This is a genomic window from uncultured Agrobacterium sp. (assembly GCA_913777615.1).
Lineage (GTDB): Bacteria > Pseudomonadota > Alphaproteobacteria > Rhizobiales > Rhizobiaceae > Agrobacterium.
In genome coordinates, this window is record CAJYTK010000011.1 from 399,153 (window position 1) to 416,706 (window position 17,554).

The window sequence follows — 17,554 nt, forward strand, 5'->3', positions numbered from 1 at the left end:
TTCCGGCGATTCAACGTTTAAAAAGGAAGCCCTCCATGACAAGTGAAACAATCGAAGACATCGCCTCAACGATGAAGAAGATCGACTTCTGCATGATGGCGACACATGGCTCCTCCGGTGCAATCACCAACCGCCCCATGAGCAACAATGGCGATGTAGACTATGATGGCGATTCCTGGTTCTTCTCGCTGAAGGACACGCACAAGGTCTCCCATATCAATCGCAATCCCCAGGTGACTCTTTCCTTCACTGAGCCGCCAAGCCTGCTTGGCAAGCCCGGCATGTTCATCTCGATCGAAGGCGCAGCAGAACTCATCGAGGATAAGTCCGCTTTCGAACGCCATTGGGTTTCAGATCTAGATCGTTGGTTCACCGAAGGCGTCGATACCCCTGGCTTGGTCCTGATTAAGGTGCGCGGCGTGCGCGTGCAATATTGGGACGGTGAGGAGAACGGAGCAATCGAGTTGTAAGTGATATGGTGGGGGCGGAGAGCGGATTGCAGATGTTACCTGAACACTCCCCGCCCGTGCAGGTATGGACGGTCATCAGCCTCCCCCCAATCCCTCCGACATGCCTTGGGCGATCGCCTGCAACTGCGCTCCCAGTTCCGCTATTTTATCATCGCTCGCTTCGCTGCGTAAAATACTGATCGCGATCCCGGCAACGGCCGCGCCGGAATGGTCACGAAGTGGGGCCCCGATACAAATCATTCCTTCGCGGATCTGCCCGTCATCAACGGAAAAGCCTCGTTTTCGTGTGACCTCGAGCTCACGCTTAAGCTCCTCAACGCTGCCTACACTGCGCGGTGTCAGCGGCTTGGGAAAATCGGTCAGCAGACGATCGAGTTCAGCAGGCTTGAGATCCGATAGAAGTATCTTGCCCGTTGCCGTAAACGGCGCTGGCAATCTCATGCCGATACGGAAGGTCTGCCCCAACGGCTGATCCGAATTGCGACAGCCGACATAGACCACTTCCGCTCCCTCGCGAACTGTGAGCGTTACGGTATAAGGGTCGAGCTTACGGTCCCGCGCAAGCACTTCCTGAAATGTGGTGACGATATCGAGCTGCGACAGAAAGGCGTTGGCCCATCGAAGCGGGTGAGGCCCGATCTTCAACGTGCCATCGGGCGACTTGCCTACCAGGTCCAACTCGCCCATCACCGCCAGCAGCCCATGTGCCGTGCTCTTCGGAAGGCTGAGAGTTCGCGCAATTTCAGCGGCTGTCAGATTTTTGCCCGATGCGAGAATATCGAGAATTGCGACCGCTCGACGTAGCGCCGGCACGGTTTGAGCGGACGATGAGTCGGGCTCGTCATTTTGCATATCATCTCCTTGACAGGGTCGGCAGCAGTCGGCATAGTTCAATATATGGATCGTAGTTCAATTAGATGAACTTAACAGGAGATCATGCGGTGCTCAAGTTGAGGAACCCTCGCCTTCTTACAGATGCATGTCTGATCAACGGAAAGTGGATTCAATCGGATAGTTCTGAAACGATCAAGGTTGAAAATCCGGCAACCGGCAAGGTTATCGCTGAAGTCCCCTCTCTGACCCCAATTCAGGTGGAGCATGCGGTCGAAGCAGCGGAGAAAGCCCTCGTCGGCTGGCGAAGCCGTTCTGCAAAGGAGCGCGCGTCTGTCTTGAGACGCTGGTTCGAGCTGATGGTCGCACATGCCGACGATCTCGCAGCGTTGATGACGGCAGAACAGGGTAAGCCGCTCGCCGAAGCCAAGGGTGAAGCGCTCTATGCTGCTTCCTTCGTGGAGTGGTTTTCCGAGGAGGCGAAGCGGGTCTATGGCGACACTATCCCCGCACCGACGACCGACAAACGCATCACCATTTTCAAGCAGCCGATCGGTGTCTGTGCAGCCATCACGCCGTGGAATTTCCCGGCTGCGATGATCACTCGCAAGGCCGCGCCGGCACTTGCCGCAGGCTGCACGATGATCGTCAAACCTGCCGAGCAAACACCGCTTACAGCGCTCGCTCTCGGCGTGCTTGCCGAAGAGGCTGGCATTCCAGCTGGCGTGCTACAGGTGGTGACGGGAAAGGCACGGGAGATCGGCAAGGTGTTCACCGAGAGTGACACGGTGCGCAAGATTTCCTTCACCGGATCGACAGAAGTCGGGCGCGTGCTGATGGCGCAATCAGCCCCGACAATAAAAAAGCTTTCGCTTGAACTCGGCGGCAATGCGCCCTTCATCGTCTTTGACGATGCCAATATCGACGCCGCAGTCGAGGGCGCTGTCGCATCGAAGTATCGCAATGCCGGACAGACATGTGTCTGCAGCAATCGAATTTACGTTCAGGCTGGAATTTTTGACGCCTTTGCGGAAAAACTTGCCGCGAAGGTGAAGGCGATGAAGGTCGGAGCCGGCGTCGAGGAGGGCGTCACCATCGGTCCATTGATCGATGAGGACGCCGTCAAGAAGGTCGAGGAGCACGTCGCCGACGCTGTGGCGAAAGGCGCCAGCATCCTTACCGGCGGTGGACGACACGCACTTGGCGGTACCTTTTTCGAGCCGACTGTCATTACCGGTGCGACACAGGCGATGAAGGTGGCGCGCGAGGAAACTTTTGGGCCCGTCGCCCCTCTCTTTCGTTTCGAGACGGAAGATGAGGTGATTGCCATGGCCAACGACACAGAGTTCGGCTTGGCTGCTTATTTTTACACCGAGAACTTCAGCCGTACATGGCGCGTCGCGGAGGCTCTGGAATATGGAATGGTTGGCCACAACACCGGCATGATCTCCAATGAGGTTGCCCCATTCGGTGGCGTCAAGCAATCCGGTCTTGGCCGCGAGGGCTCCCACTTCGGCATCGATGAATATCTTGAAATCAAATATCTCTGCTCGGCTCTCAGCTGAGACATGATCGGGAGGACACTATGACGATCAATCCCTTCGAGTTTCGAACCGTTCCCTCCATGCAAATCGCGTGGGGCGGAGCTGCAAAGCTTGGTGAAATACTGGCTGTCCGGTTCGCGCAGCGCAAGGCGCTCCTGATTACCGACAGCGGCCTCGTGAAAGCAGGGCTTATTCAACCGATCGCCGACACGCTGTCTTCCAGCGGCTTTTCCGTCGAGATATTCGACAAGGTGGTCGCCGATCCGCCGGAACATGTAGTGGCTGAATGCGTCACATCCGCAAAAGCCTTTGGTGCGGATATCGTGATCGGTCTGGGCGGCGGATCGTCGCTCGACATCGCCAAGCTCGTGGCCGTGCTCCTCGTCTCCGATCAGTCGCTTGCCGAGATGTACGGCATAGGCAACGTCAAGGGATCGCGCGCACCTTTGGTGCTGATACCGACGACTGCCGGCACGGGCTCGGAAGTCACCAACATCTCGATCATCACGACCGGCGAAACCACGAAAATGGGCGTCGTTTCGCCCCAGCTTTACGCGGACTTCGTGCTCCTCGACGCTGAGTTGACTGTCGGCTTGCCGCAGGTCCACACCGCCGCAACCGGGATCGATGCGATGGTTCACGCGATCGAAGCCTACACCAGCAAGCACAAGAAGAACCCGCTCTCCGACTGCCTGGCACGCGAAGCCTTGCGTCTTCTCGGAGACAATCTGGTGGCCGCCTGTAAGGATGGGACGAACCGGCAGGCGCGAGAGGCCATGCTTCTGGGCGCCACGCTGGCAGGCCAGGCCTTTGCCAACTCGCCGGTTGCGGCAGTGCATGCCCTCGCCTACCCGCTCGGAGGCCATTACCACATTCCGCACGGGCTTTCCAACGCGCTGATGCTCGGCCCGATCCTCCGTTTCAACGCCGCCGCTGCCGCGCCGCTTTACGCCGAGCTCGCCGACGTCTTGAAGGTTCCGGGAACCGGTGACGCCGCCACGCGCTCGACAGCCTTCGTTCAGCACATGGAAAAGCTGATGGATGGGAGCGGGGCGCCTCGGCGCCTGCGCGATGTAGGCGTGACCGACAACAGCCTCGCGATGCTGGCGTCCGATGCAATGAAGCAGACGCGTCTACTCGTCAACAACCCCGTCGAGGTCCGCGAAGAGGATGCGCTGGCGCTTTATCGGGAAGCATTCTGATTACCGAACCCATTCAGAAATCTATTCTCAGGGAGGAAACCTTTATGACTGATATCAGGCTCTATATGCTTCAATCCGGAACCTTGAAATGCAAGGTCCACAACATTAAGATGAACCAGGGAGACGGCGCAGATTACGAAATCCCCGTTCCATTCTTCCTGATTACCCACCCGGACGGGCATACCGTCATCGACGGCGGCAATGCAATCGAAGTGGCCACCGATCCACGCGGCCATTGGGGTGGCGTCTGCGATGTCTACTGGCCGGTTCTGGATAAGGATCAGGGCTGCGTCGACCAGATCAAGGCGCTTGGCTTTGACCCCGCGGATGTCAAATACGTGGTCCAGTCCCATCTGCATCTCGACCACACCGGCGCCATCGGACGTTTCCCGAATGCGACCCACATCGTCCAGCGCCGGGAATATGAGTACGCCTTTACGCCGGACTGGTTTGCGGCAGGCGGTTACATCCGCAAGGATTTCGACAAGCCGGGCTTGAAATGGCAGTTCCTCAACGGAGCGGACGACGATCTTTATGACATCTACGGCGATGGCACTTTGACGACGATCTTCACTCCTGGTCACGCGCCCGGCCACCAGTCCTTCCTGGTGCGAGTGCCGGACAGCAAGCCGCTGCTGCTCACCATCGACGCCGCCTACACACTGGATCACTGGGAAGAAAAGGCGCTGCCAGGCTTCCTCGCTTCCACGGTGGATACAGTGCGCTCCGTGCAAAAGCTCAGAACCATTGCAGAGAAGGCAGATGCGATCGTCGTGACAGGACATGATCCCGACGCTTGGTCGACTTTCAAGAAAGCTCCAGAATATTACGGCTGAGCCACTCTATCAGCGGAGATAATTCCCCGCGAGAAGGTTCGAACGCAAAAGCCGGGCGCTGTAGCAGCGCCCGGCTTTTTGAGATTTCACTTTGCGCAGGCCAGCGAGGCGCGCAGCCAGCTGTTACAGCTGAACCTTATCGAAAGCCTTGGGATCGATACCAAGCGCATCGAGATCGGAACCGGCAGGCTTGCGGTGGGCACGCACAGCGGCGGAGACCGAAACGGCGGCGCCGAAAACGGCAAGGGTTTCACTGAAAAACTTACGCGATGTCTTTGCAACCGAACGCATTTCTTTCTCCTTTTGAACTGCCCTAGATATGGTCAAAACCACGCGGATCTACAACTCATGATATAGAGAGGGAGCCATGCGGCGGAGCTCGAACTCCTTTGGATGTCAGCTAAAGCAAATTTGCATGGCTACATCAACGACCCGAAAATCGGGATCGATTTTCGCAAAGCGTGATGCGTAAGTTCAAGACGTTAGAACGTCCTTTTTGGGTCGTAACGGATGGCACAGCGCGCCAAGACGCGACGCTATGCCTACTCTCCAATTTTTGTTAAGTCAGACATCACAAGGGAGACGGACAACATGGCGACCGCGATTTACGGCATCAAGAACTGCGACACGATGAAGAAGGCGCGTAGTTGGCTGGACGAGAACGGTATCGAAACTGCGTTTCACGATTACAAGGTGAAGGGCATCGATCGCCAGCATCTGGAGGCATGGTGCGATGCGGCGGGATGGGAGATGGTGCTGAACCGCGCTGGCACGACTTTCAAGAAGCTCGATGACGAACAGAAAGCTGACCTAACACGTGAAAAGGCCATAGCGCTGATGTTGCAACAGCCTTCGATGATCAAGCGGCCGGTGCTGGAAGCAGAGGATAAGATCGTCGTCGGTTTCAAGCCCGACATCTATGCCAATCTCTTCGGCAAGTAACCCATGTCCAAGACGACGCGTGCAACCCAGATGCTGACGAAAGCGGGCGTGGCTTTCACCACCGTATCCTACGAATACGACCCCAATGCCGAGCGTATCGGTCTTCAAGCAGCCGAATCCATTGGCGAGCCGCCACATCTGGTGTTGAAGACACTGATGGCCGAAGTGGATGGCAGAGCTGTGTGCGTCGTCGTACCGTCGGACCGCGAAGTCAGCATGAAGAAGCTGGCGGCAGCCTTTGGCGGCAAATCCGCCAATATGATGAAGCCTGCCGATGCCGAGCGAGCGACGGGCTTCCATGTCGGCGGCATCAGTCCTTTCGGGCAGAAAAAGCTGGTGCCAACAGCCATCGAGGTCCAGTCCATGGACCACGCCTATGTTTACATGAATGGCGGGCAACGCGGACTTCAAATCCGCCTTTCGCCAAAAGATGCGCTGACAGCTTTAAAGGCCTCAGCTGTGCCGCTCATCGCCGAGTGAGCCACGCCAGCCGGAAGGTGGTTGGCTTTCCCGATGGATGGTCTATTGTCCACCCGTTCAAGCAGACATGTGAAGGCAGATCATGAGCGTTTCCCCTATCGATCCCGTCAAACTCGAGAAACTGGCCGAAGTCGCCGTCAAGGTCGGACTTCAGCTCCAGAAGGATCAGGACCTGGTGATTACGGCGCCGCTTGCGGCCTTGCCGCTGGTGCGCCAGTTGACCAAGCACGCCTATATGGCAGGCAGCGGTCTGGTGACCACCTTCTATTCCGATGAAGAGACGACGCTGGCGCGTTACCGCCATGCAAACGACGCCAATTTCGACAAGGCGTCCAGCTGGCTTTATGAAGGTATGGCCAAGGCATACGCGAATGGCGCGGCACGACTGGCCATTTCCGGGGACAACCCTATGCTGCTGTCCGAGCAAGATCCGTCAAAAGTGGCACGCGCCAACAAAGCCAACTCCACAGCTTATAAGCCAGCGCTTGAGAAGATTTCCAACTTCGATATCAACTGGAATATCATCTCCTATCCAAACCCATCCTGGGCAAAACAGGTTTTCCCCGGTGTGAGCGAGGAAGAGGCAGTCCGCAAGCTGGCCGACGCGATCTTCGCCGCCTCGCGCGTCGATGTCGCCGATCCGGTGGCTGCCTGGGCGGAGCACAATGCCAATCTCGCCAAGCGGTCCAAGTGGTTGAATGGCGAGCGCTTCGCGTCGCTGCACTTCAAAGGTCCAGGCACCGACGTTACAATCGGTCTGGCCGACGGCCATGAATGGCACGGCGGTGCGTCAATGGCAAAGAATGGCGTGACCTGCAATCCGAATATCCCCACCGAGGAAGTCTTCACCACTCCGCATGCGTTGCGTGTCGATGGCTATGTCTCCAGCACCAAGCCACTGTCTCATCAGGGTACGCTGATCGACGACATACAGGTGAAGTTTGAGGCGGGCCGCATCGTCGAGGCCAAGGCTTCGAAGGGTGAATCCGTCCTGAACAAGGTACTCGATACCGACGAGGGCGCGCGCCGTCTCGGCGAAGTGGCGCTTGTGCCGCATTCCTCGCCGATCTCGGCAAGCGGCATCCTCTTCTACAACACACTCTTCGACGAAAACGCCTCCTGCCATATCGCGCTCGGCCAGTGCTACTCCAAGTGCTTTATCGATGGCGCCTCGCTCAGCCAGGATCAGATCAAGTCTCAGGGCGGCAATTCGAGCCTCATCCATATCGACTGGATGATCGGCTCCGACAAGGTCGATATCGACGGCATCAAACCGGATGGCTCCGTCGTGCCAGTCATGCGCAAAGGTGAATGGGCTTAGGAATTCTTCAGGCCTTCGCGTGAACCCGCGAGAGAACCCCGGCAAAGTCCGCCGGCTCCTGCGAAGGGGCCGGCATTTTTTCGCAATGTCTGTCATCTAAGGACCTATGCTCGTCAAAGAAGAGCCCCTTCTTAGACTAAAGTCATAAGTCGAAAGGATCGCTCTTCCTTTCGTTAAAATTCTGTCACTTTGCAGTCAGGTGCATCGCGCCCCAAAAGGGAAGTTCGAGGGGAGTCGAACTGGTGCGATGCGTCTTCTTGATTTCTGTGGAGGACAGACAATGGCACATGTAGCAGCGACGGGCGCAGAAAAAGCGCGCCCCATGACAGCGGAGGAGAAGAAGGTCATTTTCGCCTCTTCTCTCGGCACGGTGTTCGAGTGGTACGACTTTTATCTCTATGGTTCGCTCGCCATCTATATCGGCGCGAACTTCTTCAGCCAGTATCCGGAAACGACGCGCAATATCTTCGCGCTCCTGGCCTTTGCGGCAGGCTTCCTCGTTCGGCCATTCGGCGCTCTGGTCTTCGGCCGTCTTGGCGATATCGTCGGACGTAAATACACCTTCCTCGTGACCATTCTGATTATGGGTTTCTCGACCTTTGTGGTCGGCATTCTGCCAGGTGCCGCGCAGATCGGCATTGCGGCTCCCATCATCCTTATCCTCCTGCGCATGCTTCAGGGTCTGGCACTCGGTGGCGAGTATGGCGGGGCGGCCACCTATGTGGCTGAGCATGCACCGAATGGCCGTCGCGGCTATTATACGTCATGGATTCAGACCACGGCGACGCTCGGACTTTTTCTGTCGCTGGTCGTCATTCTCGGTGTTCAGTTTAGCGTCGGCAAGGAAGCCTTTGCTGCCTGGGGCTGGCGCATTCCCTTCATGCTGTCCGTTATCCTTCTTGGTGTCTCGGTCTGGATTCGTCTGAAAATGAACGAATCTCCCGCCTTCAAGAAGATGAAGGCAGAAGGCAAGACCTCCAAGGCGCCGCTCAGCGAAGCCTTCGGCCAGTGGAAGAACGCCAAGATCGCAATCATTGCGCTCCTCGGCGCTGTCGTTGGCCAGGCAGTTGTGTGGTACACGGGTCAGTTCTACGCGCTCTTCTTCCTCCAGAGCATTCTGAAGGTTGATGGCCAATCGGCAAACATCATGGTCGCCTGCGCCCTGCTACTCGGCACCGGCTTCTTCGTTCTCTTCGGTTGGCTTTCCGACAAGGTCGGTCGCAAACCGATCATCATGGCGGGCCTCGTTCTGGCGATGCTTACCTATTTCCCGCTGTTTAAAGCGCTGACTTGGGCAGGCAACCCTGCGCTTGCACAGGCCCAAGCGTCGGTTCGCGCAACGGTGACCGCAGCACCCGGTGACTGCAAATTCCAGTTCAACCCCACGGGTACGGCGAAGTTTACGACATCCTGCGATATCGCGACCGCGTTCCTCACCCGCAACTCAGTGCCTTATGATGTGGTCGAAGGTCCAGCCGGACAGCCAGCAGTGGTGAAAATCGCTGACGCTACTGTCACCAGCTATGATGCCGTCTCCGCAGGTGCCGATGCAGCCGCGAAGGATCGCGCTTTCCAGAAGCAGATCAACATTGCTCTGCATGACGGCGGTTATCCGCTGGTCCGTGGTGCCGCTCAAGTTCCTGCAGCAAAGCTCGATGCATTCGTCGCTGCAAATCCGGAACTGGCGCTCAACGCAGATGCAGTGCGCGCCACACCTGCCAAAACCGTTCCAGTCGACAAGCTGGTTGCCGACAAGCTGCTGACAGCGGCTGAAGCCAATGGTGCAACCGAGATGGCCGTCTATACGGTGCCAGGCGGCGGCGCATTCACCATGGTTGCCGATCCAGCTGCGGTGAACTGGGTAGTGATTATCGCGGTCCTGACCGTCCTCGTCATCTATGTGACGATGGTCTACGGCCCGATTGCAGCTTTGCTGGTCGAACTCTTCCCCACCCGCATCCGCTACTCTGGCATGTCCCTGCCCTACCATATCGGTAACGGCTGGTTCGGCGGTCTTCTCCCGGCAACGGCTTTTGCGATGAGTGCGGCCAAGGGCGATATCTACTATGGTCTCTGGTACCCGATCGTCTTTGCCGGCATCACGCTCGTGATCGGCCTGCTCTTCCTGCCGGAAACAAAGGATCGCGACATCCATAAGATGGATTGAGCATCCCTCTCACACCCAAAAGAAAACCCGGCGAGACGACCGCCGGGTTTTTTATTAAGGAAAATTTGGAAACTTAGGCCTTGAGGTCCTTCAGTTCTGCGTTGACGCGATCGCGCCAGGCCCGGTTCTGGACCAATGCCGGCGGAAACAGTCCGTCGATAGCGAAGAAGGAGGCCGAGGGATCGCTCGGATCGACGGCGCGGGCAGCGGCAAGGATTTCCTCGCGACGCGGATCGTCGAGAGTTCCACGCTTGTGGATCGAAGCAATCCAGAGTGCGATCACATAGGCAAATTCTGCCGCATCGCGGCCCGCCTCCAGCGTCTCCACCGTCGCTGCGAGAGCACGCTGTGGCAGCTTCTGGCTGGTGTCCATGGCAATCTGGACATTCTTGTGCGCAATGGTCGGATTGGCGAAACGCTCGATAAGCTCGTCCATATAGGCCGGCAGATCGATGCCCGGCACTGGATCAAGCGTCTTGACCGCTGCCTGCATGTGCCGTCTGACCTTCTCGACGAATTCAGGAACGGCCATCACGTCACGCACGAACTCCAGATCATTCAGGATGCCGAGATGAGCAATCATGGTGTGCGGGCCGTTGAGAAGACGAAGCTTCATCTTCTCATAGGGCTCGACGGCCTTTACGAAGACGGCGCCGCCCGCCTCCCAGGCGGGGCGACCTGAAACGAAATTCTCTTCGATGACCCATTGCATGAATGGCTCGGTCTCGATCGAAAGCTTGTCTTCAACACCGAGAAGAGCTTGCGCACGCGCACGGCTCTCGCCCGTCGCCGCAGGCACGATACGATCGACCATGCTGCAGGGGAACGCACCGTTCTCAGCAATCCAACGCGCCAGTTCCGGGTCGCGTCGCTCTGCCATTTCCAGCACGAGGCGACGAACCACATGGCCGTTGGAGGGCAGGTTATCACAGCAAAGCACAGTGTAAGGAGCGATCCCCTTTTCGCGGCGCTTGGCGAGACCTTCGACGAGGAAACCGATCGCACCGATCGGTTCATGCGGATTGGCTAGATCGGCGGCAACGGATGGATGTTTCAGATCAAGGCCCCCTGACACAGGATCAAGACCGTAGGCCTTCTCACTGACCGTCAGGGTAACGATTTTAATGGTTTCGCTGGCGAGATAATCGAGCACATCCGCGCCGCGTTCTGCAGCACAAAGCCAATCCACCGTCGCACCAATGACTTCCGCCGTATCGCCCTTCGCATTGCGCACGATGACGGAGTAGAGACCATCCTGTTCGGCAAGCGCCTCCACCGGATCGGGTGAACGAAGGTTGACGGCAACGATGCCCCAGGGGCCGAACTGCTCTGACAGAGCGCGTTGCGTATAGACGGCCTGGTGGGCGCGGTGGAATGCGCCAAGACCCATGTGTATGATGCCGGGCTGCAGATCTGCTCTGTCATAGGAAGGCAAAGCAACAGCGTCAGGCAATATCATTGAAGAAGACAATCTGCTCATGATCAAATAATTCCGTGAATGGGATGAGAAAGAGTACGCTCGATGCCACGCAGCTCTGCAAGGCCCTTAAGGCGGCCGATAGCCGGATAACCGGGCTGGGCACCACGGGTCGCGTCATCCAGAATTTCCTGTCCGTGATCCGGTCGCATGGGAATTTGATGGTCGGAGAGACCGGCATTCAGGCGACGCTTCTCTTCGGCAAGAAGGGCAGCGATGACGGCAATCATATCCGTGCCGCCTTCCAGATGCTCGTCCTCGAAGAAGGAGCACGGCACAGTGTCCGTATCACGCGTGACATTGCGCAGATGAACAAAGTGGATGCGATCGGCAAAGCGCTTGGCGATGAAGGGAAGATCGTTATCCTCTCGCGCCCCCAATGAGCCGGTGCAGAGTGTCACACCATTCGCACGGCTATCCACCGCCTTCAGCATATGCGCGTAATCGTCTTGCGTCGAAAGGATACGCGGGAGACCGAGCAGCGGCCATGGCGGATCGTCGCCATGAGCGCAAAGATTGATGCCGACATCTTCGGCCACCGGCACGACCTCGGAGAGGAAATCGACGAGGTTCTGCTGCAACCTTGCCCGGTCGATTCCGTGATAGCTGCGCAGCTTTTCCAGAAGTTGATCGAGCGTGTATCCGTCGGCTGAGCCGGGAAGCCCTGCGCCGATATTTCTGCCAAGCGCGGTAATCTTCGCGTCCGCCATCCCCGCGAAGCGGCGTGCTGCCTCGTCCACCAGCCAATCAGGATAATCGGCAGTGGCATTCGGGCGCTTGAGAATATGGACATCGAAGGCGGCAAAATCGGTCAGGTCAAAGCGCATTGCCTTTGCACCATGACGGGTCTCCCATCTCAGATCCGTCCGGGTCCAGTCCAGCACCGGCATGAAGTTATAGCAGACCGTGCGAATACCGCTGGCGGAAAGCCGGCGAAGTGTTTCCTGCCAGTTGGTAATATGCTGCTTCCAGTCGCCGGTCTGTGTCTTGATGTCTTCCGACATCCACACACTTTCCACCACGTCCCAGTAAAGTCCGCCCGCCTTGATTTCGGCATGACGCTTCTCGATTTCGTCGACGGGCCAGACGTCGCCTGTCGGAATGTGGTGCAACGCGCTGACAATGCCGACAGCACCGGCCTGTGCGGCATCCTGAACCGTTACCCTGTCCACTGGTCCGAACCAGCGCCATGTATGTCTCATGATATTATCCTCTGAATTTAGTGCTGGTCGCTGAAGGTGATCTGCACCTTGCAGGCCACGTGGCGGTCACCGGCCTGTTCAAAGGCCTCGACCGCCTGTTCAAGCGGAAAATGATGCGAAATGATCGGCCGCACATCGATGGCGCGAGAGGAGATCAGCGAGACTGCCTCGGCAAATTCCGCGTGGAAACGTTGTGATCCACGCCAGACGATCTCCTTGCCTACCAAAAGGTTGAGCGGGATGGTGATGTCTCCCGTGACCCCGACCTGTACCAGCGTGCCGCGCGGCTTGATGGCGCTGAAGGCTGAGCGAAGCGCAGGTGCTGCCGCCGAACAATCGAAAACGACGTCGAAGCTTCCCTTGTTCTCCTGATAAGGCGCAAGCGCCTGCGGGTTGGTGGCGACGTTGATCGTTCCTGTTGCGCCCATGGCGGGTGCGCGGGCGACCGCCGCGTCCGCAAGGTCCGTCACAATGATCTCGTCCGCGCCAGCATGTCTTGCGGCGGCAACCGTCAAGAGCCCGATCGGCCCTGCTCCGGTGACGAGCACGCTCTTGCCGGAAAGATCACCGGCCTGTGCGACGGCGTGCAGGCAAACGGCAAGCGGTTCTGCGCAAGCTGCCTCATGCGGGGTTACGCCTCCGGTAAAGGCGAAGCACTGTTTGGCGGATACAACAAGATGGTCGCGAAACATGCCCTGTTCGTGCGGCAGCCGCATGGCGCTTCCCATGAAACGCATGTCGAGGCAATGAATAGGCATACCCTTGAGGCAATAATCGCAAGCACCGCAGGGCTGCGATGGATTGACCGCGACCAGCGCGCCGATCGCAAGATGACTGACACCGGCACCGAGTTGCTCGACATAGCCCGAAGCTTCATGTCCGGAAATGATCGGCTCGCGCACCTGTACCGGCCCAAAACCGCCATCCTGATAATAATGGAGGTCCGATCCACAAATACCGCCGGATGCCATGCGAAGAAGGACTTCGCCTTTCCCTGGCTGCGAATAGTCCTGCGTTTCGACCTTGAGGTCTCTTTTGCCGTAAAGACGCGCCACGCGTGTCAGCATTTCCAGTCGACTTTCTTTGTAGTGTTAGACGAGGTCCGCGCGGCAAGTGCCGCGCGGACCGAAGAGTGTGACCTATCGGATCAGCCCCATTTCCTGCGGCAACCAAAGTGTGATCGCCGGAATGAAGGTGATCAGTATCAGCGCCACGAAGAGAGGAACCAGCCACGGCAGGATTGCTATGGTCGTTCGCTCCACCGAGAGCTTCGCAACGCGTGAGAGAACGAAGAGCACCATGCCAAGCGGCGGATGTAGCAGGCCGATCATAAGGTTCAGCGTCATGATGATCCCGAAATGCACCGGATCGATGTGGAACTGCAAGACCAGCGGCAACAGGATCGGCACCAGAATGGTGATAGCGGCAATCGTATCGAGGAAGCAGCCGACAAACAGCATAAGCAGGTTGACCAGCACGAGGAAAATCCACTTGCTGTCCGTTAGCGTCAGAATTGCCGACGACAGCACCTGCGCTGCCTGGCTGACAGTCAGAAGCCATGCGAAGACCGAAGCTGCCGCCACGATAAACAGAACCGATGCCGTGGTTTCGATCGTGTCGAAGGTTGCCTTCGCCAGTGTCTTGAGGGTCATTGTGCGGTAACGAACGAGACCGAGGAAGAGCGACCAGAGAACCGCAGCAACCGCCGCTTCCGTGGGTGTGAACCAGCCCATCGTCATGCCACCGATCAGTATGACAGGCGTCATCAGCGCCATCACGGCGGAGAAATCGAAGTACCAGTCGCAGAAGATCAGCACCACGAGAGCAATCAGAATGGCAAGGTTCAGAGACAGGCCGAACATAGTCATGACGTAGATGCTGACCGGCACGAGCATGACGATGAAGACTTCGAAAGACGCGCCGAAGATGGTGCGCAAGCTAAAGGGCGTGTCCGACCCCCACTGTTTGACATAGGCGAAGACAGCAACCGTGATCATCATCAATAGCGTCATGACGACGCCCGGAAGGATGCCCGCCATGAACAGCGCGCCGATCGAGACGTTGGCCATCATGCCATAAATGACAAAAGGCAGGGACGGCGGAAAGATAGGACCAAGCGTTGCCGAAGCGGCGGTGACCCCGACCGCAGCTTCAACCGGGTAGCCGTGATCCTTCATGGCCTTGATTTCGATCGTGCCTATACCCGCAGCATCTGCCAGAGCCGTGCCGGACATGCCGGAGAAGATCACCGAGCCGATGATGTTGACCTGAGCGAGACCACCCTTCATCCAGCCTACAAGCGCCACGGCAAAGGAATAGATGCGGCCCGTCACGCCGGCCGAGTTCATCAGGTTGCCGGCCAGAATGAAGAAGGGCACCGCAAGAAGCGGAAAGCTTTCGACGCCCGCGATCATGCGTTGGGCGGCGATGATATCCGGCGCGACGTTGTAAGAGACAATATAGAGCAGTGACGACACTGCCATGGATATGGCGACAGGCAGGCCGACGACCATCAAAACGAGGAAAGAACCGATCAGCAGCAGCATCTCAAATCTCCTCGCTCGTCTGGAATTCTTCCGGCCGCTCCAGAACGGAGAAGCCGCGACGCTGATTGGCCACGAAAACCTGGACCGAGCGCAGGAACATCAGCACAAATGCGCCGAAGACGGTGTAAAAGACAATGTTGCGTGGCAGCGCCACCGTGACCATTTCCTCGTCCGCTACGATCTCCAGATAACGCCACATCAGCCAAGAGCCGTAGGCGAAAAAACCGATGCGGATGACATCGACGAGGATCGCCATGATGCGCGTCAGATTTGGCGGCAGGTAGTGATAAAGCACGTCGACCTGGATGTGGCGCGACATGCGAACGCACATGACCGAGCCGAGGAAGACGACGCCGATCAGGCAGTTGACGGCGATTTCTTCCGTCCACGCGTAGCTGTCGTTGAGAACATAGCGCGTGAAGAACTGGAGGAACACGCAACCCGTCATCATCCAGAAAAGGGCGAGCGTCAGCCAGTCTTCAAAGGCGTAAACGGAAAGGTCGGCATCCGGCGGGGCCTCGTCGAACGTATGGGCAAGTTCCTCGGGCGTGACCTGAGTATGAATTTCCTGCGTCATTGAAATGATCCGGTTGGAGCATCGGCGCAAGCAGCAGGTTCAAGATGCGCTCATCTGCCGGTGCTGAAAACGAGAAGGATAGCGCGGAGCAAGCCCCGCGCCATGCGCGATTTACTGGATGGCGCGGATCGCTTCCCAATCGGCCTTGTTGTATCCGAAGTCTTCGAACTTCACCTTGTCGAGCACGTTCTTTTCGAAGTCGGCCTTGTCGACTTCCGTCACGGTCAAGCCACGCTTCTTGAAGTCGTCAACAAGCGCCACTTCCCTTTCCTCGATGATTTTCGTCGTCTTGGTGGCGGCTTCCTGCATCACGTCGACGAAGATTTTCTTGTCTTCGTCAGAGAGACTTGCCCAGCGCGACTTGGAGATGACCGTGTTGAGGTGGTCAACAATGTGGCCGGTCAGAACGATGTTCTTCTGCACTTCAAAGAACTTCTTCGCCTCGATGGTCGTCAGCGGGTTTTCCTGCGCATCGACGGTGCCGTTCTGCAGCGCGAGGTAGACCTCGGCGAAAGCAATTGGCGTGGTGTTGGCGCCGCATGCGCGTGGCATGGCGAGATAGGCAGGCACGTCGGGAACGCGCATCTTAACCCCGTTCAGGTCGCTGCACTTTTCGATAGGCTTGTTGGATGTCGTGTGACGCGTTCCGTAATAGCTGACCGCCGCAATCACGTTGCCAGTCTTGTCCTCATAGCCCTTGGCCAGGCGCTTGAAGACGTCGCTCTTGGTGTATGCGATCAGGTGTTCTGGATTGCGGAAAATGTAAGGGAAATAGGTCACGCCGATCGGCTTGGAATCGCGTGCGGCAAAGCTAGAGCCGGAAATGATGATATCGACCGTGCCGAGTTTCAGGCCCTGGTTGATATCGGCCTCCTTGCCGAGCTGCGAAGCTGGGAACACATCGATTTTGTAACGACCTTCGGTGCGCTTTTCGATTTCCTTGGCAGCCCAGACAGACTCGGTGTGGAATGGCTCCGTCGTTTCATAGACGTGAGCCCATTTCAGCACGGTCTGCGCCTGCGCAGATAGTGCGGAAGCCATGATGATCGCTGTGGCACCCAGCAAGGTTTTCAATCTGAACGTCATTTCTTGTCTCCTCCCGAAACAGTGTCAGATGTCTCATTCTCTACCGCGCGGATAAACCAAGCGGCATCGTCCCTCCCTCAAGCCTCCTCTCCGAAGCTTTGAGAAAATCTTTTTTGCGATTGGCTGAGATGGCGCTGCATTGCAGCCTTGGCAGCGTCCGGATCATTGGCTGCAATAGCATCGCGGATCACAACATGCTCTTCGAGCGCCAGACGCCATGTGCGCGGCCCCTCGAAATGGCTGGCAAGACGCTCAAAATAGGGCGTCATTCTTCGATCGAAAATGTGGCCGGTGAAGCGATGCAGTGTTCCATTCCCGATTATGTCGGCAATGGCGAGATGAAATGCCCGGTCATTGACCAGCATCTTTACGGCATCGCCAATGGCATCTTCCATGCGCTTAAGATTGTCGTCGAGAAGCGCGACGTGCGATGGCGTCGCCTGCCTCGCCGCCTCTTCGGCGATAGCGCCTTCGATGATGCTGCGTGCCTGAAGGATCTCGAAAGGACCATCGCCTTCATCCGCTGGAAGAGCTGAAGTCGATTTCGGGCGCTGGCTGACATAGACCCCGGACCCCATTCTGATCTGAATATAGCCCTCCACCTCGAGAACGATCAGCGCCTCTCGAACGGTGGGTCGCGAAACGGAAAAGCGTTCGGCGAGATCGCGCTCTGCAGGAAGCTTGGCGCCCTCGGAAATTTCACCCGTCTCGATCAATGTCCTGATCTGATCTGCCACCTGCCTGTAGAGGCGACGCGGCTCCAGCGCCACAAACATGCTGTCTCCTCCCCCAAGGATCAATATTGGTCAAGTGGTCTTACCAATCATCGTCATTAAGGCGGAACAACTACAAAAGTCAACAGGCAAAGCTTTG

General features: G+C 57.4%; 17 protein-coding genes. 8 read left to right on the plus strand and 9 right to left on the minus strand.

What is annotated here, in order from left to right; translation table 11 throughout:
* Positions 1-35 precede the first annotated feature (35 nt).
* On the plus strand, positions 36-470 hold the full coding sequence (locus QZ862_RS10940) for a pyridoxamine 5'-phosphate oxidase family protein (protein ID WP_296099788.1): 435 nt from the start codon (positions 36-38) through the stop codon (positions 468-470).
* A 75-nt stretch (positions 471-545) separates the two neighbouring features.
* Here QZ862_RS10940 and QZ862_RS10945 read toward each other — a convergent pair whose 3' ends face one another.
* Complete coding sequence (locus tag QZ862_RS10945) at positions 546-1,322, minus strand: IclR family transcriptional regulator (protein ID WP_296099789.1); 777 nt, start codon at positions 1,320-1,322, stop codon at positions 546-548.
* 89 nt (positions 1,323-1,411) lie between these two features.
* Between QZ862_RS10945 and QZ862_RS10950 the strand changes: the two genes are divergently transcribed.
* The 3 genes from QZ862_RS10950 to attM are packed head-to-tail and all read left to right on the plus strand — an operon-like array spanning position 1,412 to position 4,883.
* Entirely contained in the window at positions 1,412-2,866 is a 1,455-nt protein-coding gene (locus tag QZ862_RS10950) for an NAD-dependent succinate-semialdehyde dehydrogenase (RefSeq protein WP_296099790.1), read from the plus strand.
* 20 nt (positions 2,867-2,886) lie between these two features.
* Positions 2,887-4,047, plus strand: a complete 1,161-nt coding sequence (locus tag QZ862_RS10955; protein ID WP_296035530.1) for an iron-containing alcohol dehydrogenase — start codon at positions 2,887-2,889, stop codon at positions 4,045-4,047.
* 44 nt (positions 4,048-4,091) lie between these two features.
* On the plus strand, positions 4,092-4,883 hold the full coding sequence (gene attM / locus QZ862_RS10960) for an N-acyl homoserine lactonase AttM (protein ID WP_296086350.1): 792 nt from the start codon (positions 4,092-4,094) through the stop codon (positions 4,881-4,883).
* A gap of 123 nt (positions 4,884-5,006) precedes the next feature.
* On the opposite strand, the gene QZ862_RS10965 is transcribed toward attM, so the two are convergent.
* Entirely contained in the window at positions 5,007-5,174 is a 168-nt protein-coding gene (locus tag QZ862_RS10965; RefSeq protein WP_165457025.1) for a hypothetical protein, read from the minus strand.
* Between the two features lie 300 nt (positions 5,175-5,474).
* Here QZ862_RS10965 and QZ862_RS10970 point away from each other — a divergent pair, with 300 nt between their 5' ends.
* The 4 genes from QZ862_RS10970 to QZ862_RS10985 all read left to right on the plus strand — a co-directional run bounded on the left by QZ862_RS10970 (position 5,475) and on the right by QZ862_RS10985 (position 9,793).
* Positions 5,475-5,825: an ArsC family reductase gene (locus QZ862_RS10970; RefSeq protein ID WP_296099791.1), complete on the plus strand. Its 351-nt coding sequence runs from the start codon at positions 5,475-5,477 to the stop codon at positions 5,823-5,825.
* Between the two features lie 3 nt (positions 5,826-5,828).
* Positions 5,829-6,305, plus strand: a complete 477-nt coding sequence (gene ybaK, locus QZ862_RS10975) for a Cys-tRNA(Pro) deacylase (RefSeq protein ID WP_296099793.1) — start codon at positions 5,829-5,831, stop codon at positions 6,303-6,305.
* 82 nt (positions 6,306-6,387) lie between these two features.
* The gene (locus QZ862_RS10980; protein WP_296099795.1) at positions 6,388-7,626 is read left to right on the plus strand and encodes an aminopeptidase; all 1,239 of its coding nucleotides are present in this window, start codon (positions 6,388-6,390) and stop codon (positions 7,624-7,626) included.
* A gap of 280 nt (positions 7,627-7,906) precedes the next feature.
* A complete protein-coding gene (locus QZ862_RS10985) occupies positions 7,907-9,793 on the plus strand; it encodes an MFS transporter (protein WP_296035521.1) in 1,887 nt (628 codons plus the stop codon).
* Positions 9,794-9,866: 73 nt separating this feature from the next.
* Here QZ862_RS10985 and QZ862_RS10990 read toward each other — a convergent pair whose 3' ends face one another.
* The 7 genes from QZ862_RS10990 to QZ862_RS11020 all read right to left on the minus strand — a co-directional run bounded on the left by QZ862_RS10990 (position 9,867) and on the right by QZ862_RS11020 (position 17,457).
* The gene (locus tag QZ862_RS10990; RefSeq protein WP_296099797.1) at positions 9,867-11,273 is read right to left on the minus strand and encodes a mannitol dehydrogenase family protein; all 1,407 of its coding nucleotides are present in this window, start codon (positions 11,271-11,273) and stop codon (positions 9,867-9,869) included.
* Positions 11,274-11,275: 2 nt separating this feature from the next.
* The gene (uxuA, locus tag QZ862_RS10995; RefSeq protein ID WP_296099799.1) at positions 11,276-12,472 is read right to left on the minus strand and encodes a mannonate dehydratase; all 1,197 of its coding nucleotides are present in this window, start codon (positions 12,470-12,472) and stop codon (positions 11,276-11,278) included.
* Positions 12,473-12,489: 17 nt separating this feature from the next.
* Complete coding sequence (locus QZ862_RS11000; protein ID WP_296099801.1) at positions 12,490-13,539, minus strand: L-idonate 5-dehydrogenase; 1,050 nt, start codon at positions 13,537-13,539, stop codon at positions 12,490-12,492.
* A gap of 72 nt (positions 13,540-13,611) precedes the next feature.
* The gene (locus QZ862_RS11005; RefSeq protein WP_296099802.1) at positions 13,612-15,018 is read right to left on the minus strand and encodes a TRAP transporter large permease; all 1,407 of its coding nucleotides are present in this window, start codon (positions 15,016-15,018) and stop codon (positions 13,612-13,614) included.
* 1 nt (position 15,019) lies between these two features.
* Positions 15,020-15,595 (minus strand): TRAP transporter small permease, encoded by a 576-nt coding sequence (locus QZ862_RS11010; RefSeq protein ID WP_296099804.1) that lies wholly within the window; start codon positions 15,593-15,595, stop codon positions 15,020-15,022.
* A gap of 111 nt (positions 15,596-15,706) precedes the next feature.
* The gene (locus tag QZ862_RS11015) at positions 15,707-16,681 is read right to left on the minus strand and encodes a sialic acid TRAP transporter substrate-binding protein SiaP (protein WP_296015357.1); all 975 of its coding nucleotides are present in this window, start codon (positions 16,679-16,681) and stop codon (positions 15,707-15,709) included.
* Between the two features lie 77 nt (positions 16,682-16,758).
* Positions 16,759-17,457: a FadR/GntR family transcriptional regulator gene (locus tag QZ862_RS11020; protein WP_296099806.1), complete on the minus strand. Its 699-nt coding sequence runs from the start codon at positions 17,455-17,457 to the stop codon at positions 16,759-16,761.
* Between the last annotated feature and the right edge of the window lie 97 nt (positions 17,458-17,554).

Coding starts and splice junctions, on each gene's coding strand:
- QZ862_RS10940 (WP_296099788.1), top strand. CDS start 36: ATGACAAGTGAAACAATCGAAGACATCGCCTCAACGATGAAGAAGATC.
- QZ862_RS10945 (WP_296099789.1), bottom strand. CDS start 1,322: ATGCAAAATGACGAGCCCGACTCATCGTCCGCTCAAACCGTGCCGGCG.
- QZ862_RS10955 (WP_296035530.1), top strand. CDS start 2,887: ATGACGATCAATCCCTTCGAGTTTCGAACCGTTCCCTCCATGCAAATC.
- attM (WP_296086350.1), top strand. CDS start 4,092: ATGACTGATATCAGGCTCTATATGCTTCAATCCGGAACCTTGAAATGC.
- QZ862_RS10965 (WP_165457025.1), bottom strand. CDS start 5,174: ATGCGTTCGGTTGCAAAGACATCGCGTAAGTTTTTCAGTGAAACCCTT.
- QZ862_RS10970 (WP_296099791.1), top strand. CDS start 5,475: ATGGCGACCGCGATTTACGGCATCAAGAACTGCGACACGATGAAGAAG.
- ybaK (WP_296099793.1), top strand. CDS start 5,829: ATGTCCAAGACGACGCGTGCAACCCAGATGCTGACGAAAGCGGGCGTG.
- QZ862_RS10980 (WP_296099795.1), top strand. CDS start 6,388: ATGAGCGTTTCCCCTATCGATCCCGTCAAACTCGAGAAACTGGCCGAA.
- QZ862_RS10985 (WP_296035521.1), top strand. CDS start 7,907: ATGGCACATGTAGCAGCGACGGGCGCAGAAAAAGCGCGCCCCATGACA.
- QZ862_RS10990 (WP_296099797.1), bottom strand. CDS start 11,273: ATGAGCAGATTGTCTTCTTCAATGATATTGCCTGACGCTGTTGCTTTG.
- uxuA (WP_296099799.1), bottom strand. CDS start 12,472: ATGAGACATACATGGCGCTGGTTCGGACCAGTGGACAGGGTAACGGTT.
- QZ862_RS11000 (WP_296099801.1), bottom strand. CDS start 13,539: ATGCTGACACGCGTGGCGCGTCTTTACGGCAAAAGAGACCTCAAGGTC.
- QZ862_RS11005 (WP_296099802.1), bottom strand. CDS start 15,018: ATGCTGCTGCTGATCGGTTCTTTCCTCGTTTTGATGGTCGTCGGCCTG.
- QZ862_RS11010 (WP_296099804.1), bottom strand. CDS start 15,595: ATGACGCAGGAAATTCATACTCAGGTCACGCCCGAGGAACTTGCCCAT.
- QZ862_RS11015 (WP_296015357.1), bottom strand. CDS start 16,681: ATGACGTTCAGATTGAAAACCTTGCTGGGTGCCACAGCGATCATCATG.
- QZ862_RS11020 (WP_296099806.1), bottom strand. CDS start 17,457: ATGTTTGTGGCGCTGGAGCCGCGTCGCCTCTACAGGCAGGTGGCAGAT.